This is a genomic window from Pseudomonas sp. UBA6310, from assembly GCF_002438225.1.
Taxonomy (GTDB): domain Bacteria; phylum Pseudomonadota; class Gammaproteobacteria; order Pseudomonadales; family Pseudomonadaceae; genus Pseudomonas_O; species Pseudomonas_O kuykendallii.
The window spans coordinates 1-13,321 of record NZ_DJTK01000022.1 but is presented as its reverse complement, the minus strand read 5'-3'; the positions used below and the strand labels follow the sequence as shown (position 1 = coordinate 13,321).

At 67.4% G+C, this 13,321-nt stretch carries 15 protein-coding genes; 11 read left to right on the top strand and 4 right to left on the bottom strand.

From position 1 onward, the window contains the following. Nucleotides 1-2: 2 nt before the first annotated feature. A complete protein-coding gene (locus tag B3E91_RS04120; protein ID WP_287028488.1) occupies nt 3-581 on the bottom strand; it encodes an antibiotic biosynthesis monooxygenase in 579 nt (192 codons plus the stop codon). Between the two features lie 418 nt (nt 582-999). On the opposite strand from B3E91_RS04120, the gene B3E91_RS04115 reads away from it, so the two are divergent. Beyond that, entirely contained in the window at nt 1,000-1,950 is a 951-nt protein-coding gene (locus tag B3E91_RS04115) for a MerR family transcriptional regulator (protein WP_287028487.1), read from the top strand. A gap of 4 nt (nt 1,951-1,954) precedes the next feature. On the opposite strand, the gene B3E91_RS04110 is transcribed toward B3E91_RS04115, so the two are convergent. Together B3E91_RS04110 and B3E91_RS04105 are read right to left on the bottom strand one after the other, a co-directional pair. After that, the gene (locus B3E91_RS04110) at nt 1,955-2,575 is read right to left on the bottom strand and encodes a hypothetical protein (protein ID WP_273231967.1); all 621 of its coding nucleotides are present in this window, start codon (nt 2,573-2,575) and stop codon (nt 1,955-1,957) included. A gap of 57 nt (nt 2,576-2,632) precedes the next feature. Continuing rightward, on the bottom strand, nt 2,633-3,082 hold the full coding sequence (locus B3E91_RS04105) for a PAS domain-containing protein (RefSeq protein WP_273231969.1): 450 nt from the start codon (nt 3,080-3,082) through the stop codon (nt 2,633-2,635). A gap of 97 nt (nt 3,083-3,179) precedes the next feature. On the opposite strand from B3E91_RS04105, the gene B3E91_RS04100 reads away from it, so the two are divergent. Continuing rightward, nucleotides 3,180-3,635, top strand: coding sequence for a flavodoxin (locus tag B3E91_RS04100; protein WP_287028486.1), 456 nt, complete (start codon nt 3,180-3,182; stop codon nt 3,633-3,635). Nucleotide 3,636: 1 nt separating this feature from the next. After that, on the top strand, nt 3,637-4,101 hold the full coding sequence (locus tag B3E91_RS04095) for a cupin domain-containing protein (RefSeq protein WP_287028485.1): 465 nt from the start codon (nt 3,637-3,639) through the stop codon (nt 4,099-4,101). Here the strand turns inward: B3E91_RS04095 and B3E91_RS04090 are convergent. Then, on the bottom strand, nt 4,093-4,980 hold the full coding sequence (locus B3E91_RS04090; protein ID WP_287028484.1) for a LysR family transcriptional regulator: 888 nt from the start codon (nt 4,978-4,980) through the stop codon (nt 4,093-4,095). The two genes, B3E91_RS04095 and B3E91_RS04090, sit on opposite strands and share 9 nt — an antisense overlap. Nucleotides 4,981-5,065: 85 nt before the next feature. Here B3E91_RS04090 and B3E91_RS04085 point away from each other — a divergent pair, with 85 nt between their 5' ends. From B3E91_RS04085 to B3E91_RS04050, 8 genes are all read left to right on the top strand, one after another. Continuing rightward, entirely contained in the window at nt 5,066-5,452 is a 387-nt protein-coding gene (locus B3E91_RS04085) for a CidA/LrgA family protein (RefSeq protein WP_287028483.1), read from the top strand. Next, nucleotides 5,442-6,128 carry an LrgB family protein gene (locus B3E91_RS04080; protein WP_090226923.1) on the top strand — a complete coding sequence of 229 codons (687 nt, stop codon included), beginning with the start codon at nt 5,442-5,444 and terminating at the stop codon, nt 6,126-6,128. Before B3E91_RS04085 ends, B3E91_RS04080 begins: the two co-directional genes overlap by 11 nt. A gap of 194 nt (nt 6,129-6,322) precedes the next feature. After that, a complete protein-coding gene (locus tag B3E91_RS04075) occupies nt 6,323-7,090 on the top strand; it encodes a class II aldolase/adducin family protein (RefSeq protein ID WP_175534336.1) in 768 nt (255 codons plus the stop codon). Beyond that, nucleotides 7,090-8,004: an alpha/beta fold hydrolase gene (locus B3E91_RS04070; protein WP_414708192.1), complete on the top strand. Its 915-nt coding sequence runs from the start codon at nt 7,090-7,092 to the stop codon at nt 8,002-8,004. The genes B3E91_RS04075 and B3E91_RS04070 overlap by 1 nt, the downstream gene beginning before the upstream one ends. 143 nt (nt 8,005-8,147) lie before the next feature. Next, a complete protein-coding gene (locus B3E91_RS04065) occupies nt 8,148-9,059 on the top strand; it encodes an SDR family oxidoreductase (protein ID WP_287028482.1) in 912 nt (303 codons plus the stop codon). A gap of 82 nt (nt 9,060-9,141) precedes the next feature. Further along, nucleotides 9,142-9,909 carry a crotonase/enoyl-CoA hydratase family protein gene (locus B3E91_RS04060; RefSeq protein ID WP_287028481.1) on the top strand — a complete coding sequence of 256 codons (768 nt, stop codon included), beginning with the start codon at nt 9,142-9,144 and terminating at the stop codon, nt 9,907-9,909. A 387-nt stretch (nt 9,910-10,296) separates the two neighbouring features. Next, nucleotides 10,297-12,108, top strand: coding sequence for a DUF1302 domain-containing protein (locus tag B3E91_RS04055; RefSeq protein WP_414708195.1), 1,812 nt, complete (start codon nt 10,297-10,299; stop codon nt 12,106-12,108). Between the two features lie 28 nt (nt 12,109-12,136). Continuing rightward, nucleotides 12,137-13,321, top strand: a 1,185-nt coding sequence (locus tag B3E91_RS04050) for a DUF1329 domain-containing protein (RefSeq protein ID WP_287028479.1), incomplete at its 3' end; no start/stop codon positions are given.

Sequence of the window (13,321 nt, the reverse complement as noted above, 5' to 3'; positions counted from 1 at the left end):
GGCTACTTCGCGTCGAACGCCGGCTTGCCGGTGCGTGCCACGCGGTCGCGCGGGCGCCTGCCTTCCAGCCAGGGCGCCAGCAGGCGGGTGGAGAGCGGGATGAACAGGCAGACCATCACCGGCGTCAGCACCAGGGTGCTGAGCAGTACCCGTTGCACCAGCGGCAGCGCGACCAGGGCGTCGCCGAACAGCAGGTTGAAGGCCAGCGACACCGGGAAGAACGCCAGCCATACGGCGACGCTCTGCTTCCAGCGTGGCGGGCGCTTGTCGGCGCTGCCGAACCAGGCGTCGAGGCCCTGGGCGCGACGCTCGTGCGGCTGGGCGAACAGGCCCTGGCCGCGTTCGAGCCAGGCGCTGCGCGACGCCGAATGTTCCCAGGCAGCCATGGTCGCGGCGTCGGCGAAGCGGAAGACGATCTGGAATTCGTTGTCGTGGGCGGGCGGGGCGAGGACGCCGGAGCCGAGGTAACCGGCGAAGTCCGCGGCGAGCTGTTCGCCTTCGCGCAGCCAGGTCATGAAATCCTGATAGCGGCCATAGGCGACACGGCGCGCCACCATGAGGGTGACGGGTTCGGTAGACATTGTGTATCTCCATCGATTGGGCGAGCGTTCCGGGTAGGACGTTTCGCATCACGCAGCGCCGGGGTGGTGGGCTGCCTGAAATGACAAGCAAGGATTATTCCTCATGGCGGCGTCGCAGCGCTACCCGCATGCCCATGCGTGGCGTGGAAAAGCGCCGTGTACGGCGCGTGAACCGGGCTTTTTCGACGCGAGGGTGGGCCGGTCTTTAGCGGTCGCTTTGCCTGCAGGGAATAGCCTCGCTCCCCGTCAATCACGGAAATTGCCCACCCAAGTCGCAGCGGCGCGCCAAGTTCGCACCAGCAGGGCGCGTCTTCTGGTCGGTTGTCGCCAAATGGGCCGGCGTCCTGCCGGGTCGGATGCTGCCGAGCGTTTCCCTCGCGCGTTACACTGTGCGACATCTTCGCGAGTTGGCGGCGCCATGACTCAGTTCTCCCATGCAGCTTCCCTTGCCTCCGAGGCGTTGAAACGCCAGGAGCTGTTCCCGATCCGCGAGGTTTCGCGGTTGACCGGCGTCAACCCGGTCACCCTGCGTGCCTGGGAACGACGCTACGGCCTGATCGAACCGACCCGCACCGACAGCGGCCACCGCCTGTACTCGCAGGCGGACATCGACCGCGTGCACAGCATTCTCGGGTGGCTCGAACGCGGCGTCGCGGTGAGCAAGGTGGGCACCGTGCTGGCGCGTGGCGAGAGCGTGCCGAAAAGCGTGGTCGCCGAGCGCGCGGCGGTTGGCGGCGAATGGGCGGAATGGCAGGCGCGGGTCAGGCGCGCCGTCGCGACCTTCGACGAGCAGGGGCTGGAACGGCTCTACGGCCTGCTGTTTTCCAGCTACCCGCTGGCGGCGCTGTTCCAAGAGGTGCTGATGCCCGTCTGGGAAGAGCTGCTGGTGCATCAGGGCGAGTTCGGCAAGACCAGCGAATGGCTGTTCTTCGACGGCTTCCTGCGTGGGCGCGCGTTGCTGCGCCTGCAGCTGACCCGCAGCGATGACGCCGCGCGCGTGCTGCTGGTGGCGGTGCCCGGGCATTGCCGGGAACTGGAGCTGCTGGTGGCCGGCGTGCTGCTCGGCGGGCCGGACGTGTCGATCAGCCTGCCGGGCTTCGGCGTGCCGCTGAACGAGCTGCTGCTGATTGGCGAGAAGCTCCAGCCCAATGCCGTGGTGGTGCTTTCCCACCAGCCGCGCGACGCGGGCTTGCCGCGGCAGCTGTCGAAGCTGGCGCTGATGCTCGATTGCCCGCTGTTGCTGGCGGGCGCCGCGGCGGATTTCGCCGAGGCTCAACTGGCGGGAACCCCGATAGGCTGCCTCGGCAGCGAGGGGCGCGAGATGCACAAGCGCCTGCTGCGCTTTCTCGACGAGCGCCTCGATACCTGATTCGTCAGGCGTCGACGGCGCTGCGTGCCTTGGCGTGCAACTGCGGATGCTGAAGACGATGCTGCTGGAAGATGAACGTGTGCAGGCGCCGCAGCGTGCGCTCGTTCTCGTGCAGCAGGCGGTAGGCACACAGTCCCTGTCCCACCTTGCGCACCAGCCGGCCACGCAGCGGAATCGGCTTCGCACCGGGGAGCGGCAGGGAAAGTTCGAAGCGCGCCGGGGCGACGTCGTTGACTTCCAGCAACAGCCCGTTCGGCGACAGTTCGTGGACCCGCAGGTCGCTGGCCTCGCCGCGTTCGTCGAGCAGCGCCACGGGCTTGTTCAGGTGCAGGCGCCACGGTCGGTCGACCGGGCCCTGTTCGAAGATGCGCGGGGCTTCCAGCTTCAGGTGCAGCGTCTGGGACTCGTCTTCCACGAGCTGCAGCGGAAAGGTCAGGCGTTGATGGCCGATCTGCGCCTCGAGCGACAGTTGCGCGCGTGAGCCGAGCGCCGCCAGCAGCGCCTGGGTTTGCGGGCTGCTGTCGATCAGGAAGTTGGACGCATTGAGTCGCGCGCCCTCGCCCTCGTTGAGGAGGCTGCGGATATAGGCCAGCTCGTCGGCGGTAAGCAGCGGATCGTCTTGCATCGGTAGGCTCCCGACTCGGGGGATAACCCATGTTCGACCCTTGCCTGCTGCGGGGGTTCAGCCTTCCGTCGCTTTCCTGAGCGCAGCCTTCAAAGCGGCCACTTCGCTTTCCAGCGCCTTCACCCGTTCGCAGGCCTCGACGAATTCGGTGACGTCCTTCTGGATGCCGATCAGGTAGGTCAGCTGGTCGGCCTCGTTGTGCACCGGCGTGATGGACAGCTCGTTCCAGAACAGGCTGCCGTCCTTGCGGTAATTGCGCACGATCTCCCGGCTGGGTCGGTTGTCCTGCAGCGCGGCGCGGATCGCCCGAATCGCGGGCTGCTCGCGGTCGTCGCCCTGCAGGAAGCGGCAATCCCGGTACAAAACGTCTTCGGCGCGATAGCCGGTGAGCCGTTCGAAAGCCGGGTTGGCATAGATGAGGATGTTGTCGTCGCCTTCGCGTTCGGCGACCACGATGCCGTCATTGGACGCGTCGATGACCAATTGCAGCAGTTTGGGACTGATCATTCCGGGCTCCGCAGGGTAGAGGCGCGATTCTAAATGATCGGGCCCGCTCATACAGTTATTGCATAATCCGCCCTCCGACTGGTTCTGGAACCCTCGTATGAACGTTCTGATTCTCTCCGGCTCGGTCTTCGGCACCGCCGAGGAAGTCGCCCGGCATGCCGGGCAACTGCTGCGCGACGCCGGCCTGCAGACCTTGCACAAGCCACGCGCCGAACTGGGCGAGCTGCTGGAATTCCCCGCCGACGCGATCCTCGCGGTGACCTCGACCACCGGCGTCGGCGAATTGCCGGAGACGCTGCAGCCGCTTTTCCACGCCATCCGCGACCAGCTTCCAGCGTCCTGGCGCGGCCTGCCGGGAGCGGTGATCGGCCTGGGCGACTCGGCCTACGGCGACAGTTTCTGCGCCGGAGGCGAGCAGTTGCGCGAGCTGTTCGCCGAGCTGGGCGTGCGCGAGGTGCTGCCGATGCTGCGCCTGGACGCCAGCGAAACGGTGACGCCGGAAACCGACGCCGAACCCTGGCTGGGCGAATTCATCTTCGCTCTGGGCGCCTGAGGTGCATCCGCGCGCGCAGGAACTGATCGACACGCTGGGCCTGCAGGCGCATCCGGAGGGCGGCTACTACCGGCGGCTGTTCGTCTCGGCGCAGCGCCATGGCGAGCGCGCTGCCTGCAGCAGCATCGTCTTCCTGCTGCTGGAAGGGCAGGCCAGCCGCTGGCATCGGGTGGATGCCGAAGAGATCTGGCATTTCCATGAAGGCGACGCGCTGGAGCTATTGATCGCCGAATCGCCCGACGAGCTGCGTAGCCAGCGCCTCGGCCCGCTCGCCGTCGACCAGTTGCCACAGGCGGCGGTGCCGGCGCATGCCTGGCAGGCGGCGCGCGCGCTCGGGCGCTACACGCTGGTCGGCTGCACGGTCGCGCCGGAGTTTCGCTTCGAGGGTTTTCGCCTGCTCGCCGATGACCCGCAGGCGCAGCGCGAATGGCCGCGCCTGGCCGGCGAGTTCCCCGAGCTAGTCTGACGGCGGCGGGTATTCGCGCAGCAGGGCCAGCCACGCCTGCGCGGCATGCGACAGGTAGGCATCGCGGCGCCAGATGAAACCGATGTTCCAGCGCAGGTCGTCGTCACGCAGCGTCAGGCGCACAACGCCGGGACGCATCAGCCCGCGGGCGACGATGCTCGGCAGCAGCACCGTGCCCTGGCCGGCGGCGACCAGGGCGGCGAGGAAGTCGGCCTGGCCGCTGCGGCCCCCTTCGCGCGGGTTGAAGCCGGCCTGCAGGCAGGCCTGCAGCAGGCGGTCGTTGAGGGTGAAGCTGCGCTGGTAGAGCAGGAACGGCGTGTCGGCCAGCTGCGCCAGTTCCAGGCTGCCTTCGCCCGCCAGCGGATGGTCGGTGGGCAGCAGGATGTCCAGCGGCTCGTTGCAGAACAGCTGGCTCTCGAATGCCGGGTCGTCGGAGAGCATCCCGGCGCCGATCTCCAGTTCGCCGCTGCTCACCAGTTGCTCGATGCTCTTGCTGCCGTCCTCGGTGAGGTGCACGGCGATGTTCGGGTAGCGCCGTCGGTACTCGGCGAAAGGCCCGGCGAACAGCGCGTTGCTGCCAAGCATCGGCAGGCCGAGGTTCAGCTCACCGCGCGCCAGATGGCTGAGGTCGTCGAGTTCGCTGAGCAGTTCCTTGCGTACCCGCAGCAGCTCCTCGACGCGACGCAGCACGATTTCGCCGGCGTCCGTGAGGCGCAGCTGCGGTCCCTGGCGCTGCAACAGTTGCACGCCCAGGCGCTGCTCGAGTTGCGCCACCTGTTTGCTGATCGCCGACTGGCTGGCGTTGAGCGTGCGGGCCGCCTGGGTAAAGCCGCCCTGACGAACCACTTCGGCAAAGCTGCGCAGCTGTCTGAATTCCATTCTGGAATACCTGTGATTCGAACAATTCGTTTTTTCGATGGTAACGCGCGCCGTAGACTTTCTTCCAACTGTTGAGGAATCCACCGTGACCCGCGCCCGCGTTACCCATCTGTCCCGTCTGCTCTCCGAGTTGCTGGTCCTGCTCGGTCTCTATCTATTCGGTTCCCAGCTTGCGCTCTGGCTGCACTGGCCGATTCCGGGCGGGGTGATCGGTCTCGGCCTGCTGCTGGCCGCCTTCGCCACGGGCTGGATCAAGCCCGCCGCGCTGCAACTGGGCGCCGGCTTGTTGATGGCGGAGATGCTGCTGTTCTTCATTCCGGCACTGATGAGCATGCTCGACTACGGCGCGCTGCTGCGCAGCGAGGGCCTGCGCATCCTCGCGGTGATCGCCTGCAGCACGCTGCTGGTGATGCTGGCCACGGCGCTGACGGTGGAGGCGGTGTGCCGCTGGAGTCTGCGCCATGAATCTTGAGCCGATGCCGCTGTTCTGGTTCGTCCTGACACTGGCGGCCTACCTGCTCAGTCGCTGGCTGTACCGGCGCAGCGGCCGCTACCTGCTGTCGCCGCTGCTGTTCGTACCGGCGCTGCTGCTGGCGGTGGCTATCCCGCTGCACACCGCCTATGCCGAATACTCCAGCAATACGCACCTGCTCGTGCTGCTGCTCGGCCCGGCCACCGTGGCCTTCGCCGTGCCGATCTGGCAGCAGCGCGCGCTGCTGGTCCGCCACTGGCCCGCGCTGTCGCTGGGCATGCTCGCTGGCAGCACCGTGGCCATCCTCAGTTCCTGGTGGCTGGCCAACGCGCTGGCGCTGGAGGGCCCGGTCAGCCTGTCGCTGGTGCCGCGCTCGATCACCACGCCGTTCGCCATGCCGATCGCCACCGGCCTGGGCGGCGTACCGGAGCTGACGGCGATCTTCGTGATGTTGACCGGCGTGTTCGGCGCGCTGGTCGGCGGCCTGCTGCTGAAGTGGCTGCCGCTGCGCAGCGCGCTGGCCCGCGGCGCGCTGTTCGGCGTCGGCGCGCACGGTGCCGGCGTCGCCCGCGCCCAGGAAGTCGGCAGCGAGGAGGGCACCGTGGCCGGCCTGGTGATGGTGCTGATGGGCCTGCTCAACCTGTTCGCCGCGCCGTTGATCGCCCACCTGATCTGAGCCGCGGGGCCGCGAGCGGCCCTGGTTTTCATCGCCAACCGTCGCGGTCGGCGCCGCTTTGGTCAGTCGCCGGCGAAACGGCGACGGACGCAAAACTGGCTTCCAGGGCCACTGGCCGTGCGCCGAAGCGCCGCTAGACTCTCGGCACACCCACAACAATAAATGCCGAGGTGATCGCCGTGTCCGTAGCCCAATTGCTGCACCCCTCCGAAGTGAAGAACCAGGTTTCCGCCGCCGAATGGCAGACGCGTATCGACCTGGCCGCCTGTTACCGGCTGATCGCGATGTACGGCTGGGACGACCTGATCTTCACCCACATCTCGGCCAAGGTGCCGGGCACCGACGACTTCCTGATCAACCCGTACGGGCTGATGTTCCACGAGATCACCGCGTCGAGCCTGGTGAAGGTCGACCTGGCCGGCAACAAGCTGATGGACAGCCCCTACGACCTCAACCCGGCGGGCTACACCATCCACAGCGCGGTGCACGAAGTCCGTCACGACGTCGGCTGCGTGCTGCACATCCACACCGCCGCCGGCATCGCCGTTTCCGCGCAGAAGCAGGGCCTGCTGCCGCTGTCGCAGCAGTCGCTGTTCGTCCTCGCCAGCCTGGCCTATCACGGCTACGAAGGCGTGGCGCTGAACCACGACGAGAAGTCGCGCCTGCAGGCCGACCTCGGCGACAAGAACTTCATGATCCTGCCCAACCACGGCCTGTTGACCGCCTTCGGCAGCATCGCCGACGCCTTCCTCGGCATGTTCACCCTGCAACGCGCCTGCGAGATCCAGGTGATGGCGCAGAGCGGCGGTGCCGAACTCATCCACATTCCGCAGCAGGTTCTCGACGGCGCCCGGGCGATGATCGCCGGGGTGATGCGCAGCCCGCAGGGCATGGGCGGCGCGCTGCCCTGGCCGGCGCTGCTGCGCAAGCTCGACCTGCACAATCCCGGCTACGCCGCCTGATGGCCGCCGTCGGCATCGGCCTGGACGACTGGCGCGCCCGGGGCCGTACGCTGCTGTTCCATCGCCATGAAATCCGCCACTGGGCGGCCGGTCCGGTCGACGCGGAGCCGCTGCTGCTGATCCACGGGTTCCCCACCGCCAGCTGGGACTGGCATCGCCTGTGGGCACCGCTGGCGCAGCGCTACCGGGTGATCGCCTGCGACATGCTCGGCTTCGGCGACTCGGCCAAGCCGCGCCACCACCCCTACAGCCTGCTGGAGCAGGCGGACGTGCAGCAGGCGTTGATCAAGCACCTGGCCATCGACCGTCCGCTGCACGTACTGGCCCACGACTACGGCGACAGCGTCGCCCAGGAGCTGCTCGCGCGGCATCAGGAAGGGCGCGTGCGGCTGGCCAGTTGCGTGTTCCTCAACGGCGGCCTGTTTCCCGAAACCCATCACCCGGTGCTGCTGCAGAAACTGCTGCTCAGCCCGGCCGGCTTCCTCGTCGACCGGCTGTTCACCCGGCGCACCCTGGCGGCCAACTTCGCCAAGGTGTTCGGTCCGCAGACCCAGCCGAGCGAGGCCGAGCTGGATGCGTTCTGGCAGCTGATCGCGAAGAACGGTGGCGCTGCGGTGATGCACCGGCTAATTCGCTACATGCCGGAACGTCGCGAGCAGCGCGAGCGCTGGGTGACGGCGATGCAGCGCAGCGACGTGCCGCTGCGGGTGATCGACGGCGCCGTCGACCCGATCTCCGGGGCGCACATGGTGGCGCGTTACCGCGAGCTGATTCCGCAACCGGACTGCGTGCTTCTCGACGGCATCGGCCACTACCCGCAGGTCGAGGCACCGGAGCAGGTGCTGGCACATTACCTGGCGTTCCGCGACGGGCTGGTGCCAGCGCAAGCGCCGCAGCACGCCGAGGCGGTCTGAACCTGCCAGGGCCGGCGACCCGTTCGCCGGTTCCTGGGCCATCCCGCGACGTTATCGACCATCATTCAGGCGCGTCGTCTCGGTTGTGACCGTTTCCTGTCTGTTGGACACTTCGGGCATCTCAACCTGCCAAGGAGTTTCCCATGAGCCAAGCCGTGCGTTTCGAAGACAAGGTCGTGATCGTCACTGGCGCGGGCGGTGGCCTCGGTCGCGCCCACGCATTGCTGTTCGCCAAACACGGCGCGCGGGTGGTGGTGAACGACCTGGGCGGAAGCACCCATGGCGAGGGCGCCAACGCCTCCGCGGCGGACAAGGTGGTCGCGGAAATCCGCGATGCGGGCGGCACCGCGGTCGCCAGCCATGATTCGGTGACCGATGGCGAGAAGATCGTGCAGGCCGCGCTGGACAGCTTCGGTCGCATCGACGTGGTGGTGAACAACGCCGGCATCCTGCGCGACAAGACCTTCCACAAGATGGAAGACGCCGACTGGGACCTGGTCTACAAGGTCCACGTCGAAGGCGCCTACAAGGTCACCCGCGCCGCCTGGCCGCATCTGCGCGAGCAGAACTACGGCCGGGTGATCTTCACCGCGTCCACCTCGGGCATCTACGGCAACTTCGGGCAGAGCAACTACGGCATGGCCAAGCTCGGTCTTTACGGGCTGACCCGCACGCTCGCCATCGAGGGCCGCAAGAACAACATCCTGGTCAACGCCATTGCCCCCACCGGCGGTACGCGGATGACCGAAGGGCTGATCCCGCCGCAGGTCTTCGAGCAACTCAAGCCCGAGCTGGTCAGCCCGCTGGTGGTCTACCTCGGCAGCGAGCAGTGCCAGGACACCTCCGGGCTGTTCGAGGTCGGCGGCGGCTGGATGGGCAAGGTGCGCTGGGAGCGCAGCCTGGGCGCGGGCTTCGATCCGCGCGCCGGCTTCTCGCCGGAGGACGTGGCGGCGCACTGGCAGCAGATCGTCGACTTCGACAACGCCGCGCATCCCAAGGACAACATGGAAGCGCTCAAGGAAATGATGGCCAACCTGCAGAAATACGTGGTCTGAGGACGGCAGGTTGCGGCTTCTCCCGCGGTTCGCGACGGCAGCACGCTGACCGGTCGCGCCGCTCACCTCGGTGGAGTTCTGCATGGGCGTGATCGTCGAACGGCTGGACGCGATAACCGTCATCACCCTCGACCGGCCGCAGGCGCGCAACGCGGTCGACCGCGCCACCGCCGACGCGCTGAGCGCCGCGCTGCGTGAGTTCGAGGAAGACCCGCAGGCACGCGTCGCGGTGCTCACCGGCAGCGGCGGGACCTTCTGTGCCGGCGCCGACCTGCACGCCGTGGCCGAAGGCGGCGAACGCCGCAACCGCCTGCAGGCGCAGGGCGACGGCCCGATGGGGCCGAGCCGGATGCAGCTGCGCAAGCCGCTGATCGCCGCCATCGAGGGCCACGCGGTGGCTGGCGGGCTCGAGCTGGCGCTGCTCGCCGACCTGCGGGTGATGGCGGCGGATGCGGTGCTCGGGGTGTTCTGCCGGCGCTTCGGCGTCCCGCTGATCGACGGCGGCAGCGTGCGCCTGCCGCGCCTGATCGGCCAGGGTCGCGCGCTGGACCTGATTCTCACCGGCCGCCCCGTGCATGCCGAAGAAGCCCTGCAGATCGGCCTGGTCAGTCGCGTGGTCGCCGCCGGCCGCGCACGGGCCGCGGCCGAAGCGCTGGCCGCCGAGATCGCCGCGTTTCCTCCCACCTGCCTGCTGGCCGACCGCGCCAGCGTCCATGCGCAATGGGACCTGCCGTTCGCCGAAGCCCTGGCCAACGAGTTCGCCGGCGGCATGGCGGTGCTTGACAGCGGCGAGACGGAGCAGGGCGGGAAGCGCTTCAGCGCCGGCGACGGCCGCCACGGGCGCTTCTAGGTCGCGTCTCTCCCGGCATCATCTGCCCATTCCCTGCCTTTCCCCGCCATCGCGCCCTGTCGCGTGGCGTTCCTTTTCCCGCTGAAACGACCCATCCAGCGCCTGCGGAACACCTTCGCCGATGCCCGTCGGGCGCTTTGGTTACGCCCGGCACGCCGTCGCTCTTGGCCGGCCCCATTCAGCGCCTGAATGGCGGCTCCGGCGCAGGCGTGGCGCAGGCATTCATACTTTCGGGCGACAGTCCAAATCCGTCCTTGGTGCGCTTAACCGGGCGTCGGTGCGTGAGTAGGGTTGGCGCCAGTTCTATCCGCCAACAAGGAGCGCCGAATGACAACAACAACACGGCATGCAAAGGTCCAGCCCACGCTATTGGCTCTCGCCGTCGCCATGGGAATTTCCGCCCCCGCAGGGGCCGTCAATTTCAACATCGGTGAAGTCGAGGGTCAGCTCGACTCGTCGCTGTCGGTGGGGGCCAGCTGGTCCACCGCCAAGCCCGATCGCGACCTCATCGGGATCAACAACGGCGGCACCGGCTACACCCAGACCGGTGACGACAACCGTCTCAACTTCAAGCGCGGCGAGACCTTCTCGAAGATCTTCAAGGGCATCCACGATCTGGAGCTGAAGTACCGCGACACCGGCGTCTTCGTGCGCGGCAAGTACTGGTACGACTTCGAGCTGAAGGACGAAAGCCGGCCGTTCAAGGACATTAGCGACTCCAACCGCAAGGAAGGCGCGAAGTCCTCCGGCGCGCAGATCCTCGATGCCTTCGTCTACCAGAACTACAGCATCGGCGACCTGCCCGGCACCGTGCGCGTCGGCAAGCAGGTGGTGAGCTGGGGCGAAAGCACCTTCATCCAGAACAGCATCAACTCGATCAACCCGCTGGACGTCTCCGCCTTCCGCCGCCCGGGCGCGGAGATCAAGGAAGGCCTGATCCCGGTGAACATGCTGTACCTCTCGCAGACCGTTAACGACCGCCTGAGCATGGAAGGTTTCTACCAGCTGGAATGGGACCAGACGGTGGTCGACAACTGCGGCACCTTCTTCGGCTCGGACGTTGTCCAGGACGGTTGCGTCAACAACTACAACGTCGCCAGCGGCGCCATCGCTCCGTTCCAGCCGGCCGCCGCGGCGTTCGGCCAGGGCTTCGGCGTTACCAACGAAGGTGTGATCGTGCCGCGCGGTCCGGACCGCGACGCCCGCGATTCGGGTCAGTACGGCCTGGCGCTGCGCTGGCTGGGCGATGCCACCGAGTACGGCTTCTACTTCATGAACTACCACAGCCGCACGCCGGTGCTGAACACCGGCACGGCGAGCGCCGCGACGCTCGCCGCGCTGGGTAACGCCAACCCGCTGGCGGGGCCGCTGAGCGGCATCCTCGGGCAGGTCTGCGGCGCGTTCGGCGGTCCGGCCAGCTGCTTCACCGATCCGCGCTACTCGCCGACGGCTTCCGGTCTCGCCCAGAGCGTGTTGCTTGGTAACGGCAGCTACTCGCTGTCCTACCCCGAGGATATCCGCCTCTACGGGATGAGCTTCTCCACCACGCTGCCCACCGGCACCGCCTGGTCCGGCGAGATCAGCTACCGGCCGAATGCGCCGGTGCAGATCAACACCACCGACCTGACCCGCGCGCTGCTCAACCCGATCGCGCCGGGCACCTCGCCGGTGGCGAGCGCGGCGGGCGCCGAGAACCGCGGCTACAACCGCAAGGAAATCACCCAGATCCAGACCACCCTGACGCACTTCTTCGATCAGGTGATGGGCGCCGAGCGCTTCACCCTGGTCGGCGAGGTCGGCTTCACCCACGTCGGGAATCTGGAGAGCACCAGCGAGCTGCGCTACGGTCGCGATTCGATCTACGGCACCCCGGACGATGCCACGCAACGGGCGGCCTATGGCACCCACGGCTTCGTCACCACCAATTCCTGGGGTTATCGCCTGCGCGGCATCTGGGACTACAACAACGTGTTCGCCGGCGTGAACCTGCGGCCCAACGTGTCCTGGTCGCACGACGTCGATGGCTACGGCCCGAACGGCGTGTTCAACGAAGGCGCCAAGGCGGTGAGCTTCGGTATCGATGCCGACTACCAGAACACCTACACCACCAGCCTCTCGTACACCAACTTCTTCGGCGGCGACTACAACACGCTCACCGATCGCGACTTTGTTGCGCTCAGCTTCGGCGTGAACTTCTAAGCGGCCTTCAGCAAGTGAGGAAACCCTGATGCATACAACAAGAAAAATCCTCGGTGCGCTTGCCCTCTCGCTGCTCGCCGGCAGCGTGATGGCGGCGGTCGCCCCCGACCAGATCGCCAAGCTCGGCACCAGCCTGACCCCGCTGGGCGGGGAGAAGGCCGGCAACGCCGACGGCAGCATTCCCGAGTGGACCGGCGGCCTGCCGACCAACGCTGCGCCGATCAGCAAGAACGGCTTCGTCGGCGATCCCTACGCCGGCGAGAAGGCGCTGTTCACCATCACCGCGCAGAACGCCGAGCAGTACAAGGACAAGCTCAGCGCCGGCCAGCTGGCGATGTTCAAGCGCTACCCGGAAACCTACAAGATGCTGGTCTACACCACCCACCGCAGCGCGGCCGTGCCGGACGCGATCTATGCCGCGGCCAAGCTCAGCGCGCAGAAGACCGGGCTGGTCGAGGGCGGCAACGGCCTGACCAACTTCACCGAAAGCCGCTACTACGCCTTCCCGATCCCGCAGAACGGCCTGGAAGCGATCTGGAACCACATCACCCGTTACCGCGGCGGTAACCTGCAGCGCACCATCGTCCAGGCCACGCCGCAGACCAACGGCAGCTTCACCCTCGTGCAGTTCGAGGACGAGGTGGCGATGCCGGACAACATGCCCGATCTCGATCCGGCCAAGGCTGCCAACGCGCTGCTGTTCTTCAAGCAGCGGGTGACCGCGCCGGCGCGCCTGGCCGGTAACGTGCTGCTGGTGCACGACTCCCTCGACCAGGTGAAGGAACCGCGCATGGCGTGGATCTACAACGCCGGCCAGCGCCGCGTGCGCCGCGCGCCGCAGGTGTCCTACGACGGTCCGGGCACCGCCGCCGACGGCCTGCGCACCTCGGACAACTTCGACATGTTCAACGGCGCGCCGAACCGTTACGACTGGAAACTGATCGGCAAGCAGGAGATGTACATCCCCTACAACAACTACCGCCTGGCCTCGCCCGAGCTGAAGTACGCCGACATCCTCAAGGCCGGCCACATCAACCAGGACCTGGCGCGCTACGAGCTGCACCGCGTCTGGGTGGTGGAAGCCACGCTGAAGAGCGGCGAGCGCAACATCTACGCCAAGCGCCGCTTCTACCTCGACGAGGACTCCTGGCAGATCGCCGCCTCCGAGCTGTACGACGGTCGTGGCCAGCTGTGGCGCGTCGGCGAGGCGCAG